Source organism: Carnobacterium sp. (genome assembly GCF_032094055.1).
Lineage (GTDB): Bacteria > Bacillota > Bacilli > Lactobacillales > Carnobacteriaceae > Carnobacterium_A.
In genome coordinates, this window is record NZ_DAMDAK010000048.1 from 14,221 (window position 1) to 15,279 (window position 1,059).

The following is a 1,059-nucleotide window of genomic DNA, read 5'->3' on the forward strand; positions in this document are numbered from 1 at the left end:
ATGCCGTTTGATTCCGTCTCTTTAATCAGTTCATGTGCATGCCCAGCAAAAATAGCATCCAATTCAGGAACAGCTTTAGTAAGTCCCTGGACACCAGTTCCAGCAACGTCGTATTCATTTTCTAAGCCCATATGGACTAAACCAACTATTACATCTGCTTTTCCGTCTAAATCAGCTACCGCTTTTTTCGTTTCTTTGATCGCACTCCTAATTTCGATACCGTCTAAATGTGAACTACCTTTCTCAAATTCTGTCACCATGGGAGTCACCATTCCGATAATGCCGATTTTGATTCCAGCCCTTTCAATAACAGTAGAAGCTGGTAAAAAGCGTTCGCCGTTTTTTTTATAAACATTTCCGGCTAACTTAATACCCGTATATTGATCAGCTATTTTCGTCAGGGTATCCATCCCAAAATTAAATTCATGATTGCCAAGAGTCCATACATCATATCCCATCTCATTCATAGCTACCATCATAGGCGATTCAGACTGGTCGTTAAAAAGTTCAGCTGAATTATCTTGAATCATATCTCCTGCATCCAATAAAATAGTATTGGGATTTTCTTGACGGATTTCTTTTATAAGGGTTTGAAGTTGTGTTAAACTGCCTTCTAGATTTGGTTCATCAATCGCATAATCCCACGGCATAAAGCGTCCGTGAACATCAGAAGTAGCTAAGAGCGTAATTTTGACTTCTTTTTCTTGAGTTTCCACACTCTTATGTACATAAAATAGGCTCATGATTATAAAAATTCCTACCAATAGCATAGTGAGAAACAATTTTTTTACTTTTATTTTCTTCATATTCTTCCTCCAAATTAGGTAAATCAGCAGAGCTGTGCTTAAAAAAATTGCCATTTACCATTCTACCATAGAACACATTCTCCGCTAACAAAAATGTTTTTTTTATGAAATTTTGTTTAAAAAGCTGCTTATTTTACTATATAATGTTCATCAGTTTCCTCGGAATTTATCTCGCAACTTTTAGGAAATGTAAAAAAAGCATAAAAACCATCATATGGTATACTTAAAGCATAAGGAATTTGTTAGGAGTGTT

General features: G+C 35.6%; 1 protein-coding gene. It reads right to left on the bottom strand.

All coding sequences use genetic code 11. The annotated features are described in order from the left end of the window. Window positions 1–806, bottom strand: an 806-nt coding sequence (locus RT405_RS08455) for a metallophosphoesterase (protein ID WP_313469081.1), incomplete at its 3' end; no start/stop codon positions are given. Window positions 807–1,059 lie beyond the last annotated feature (253 nt).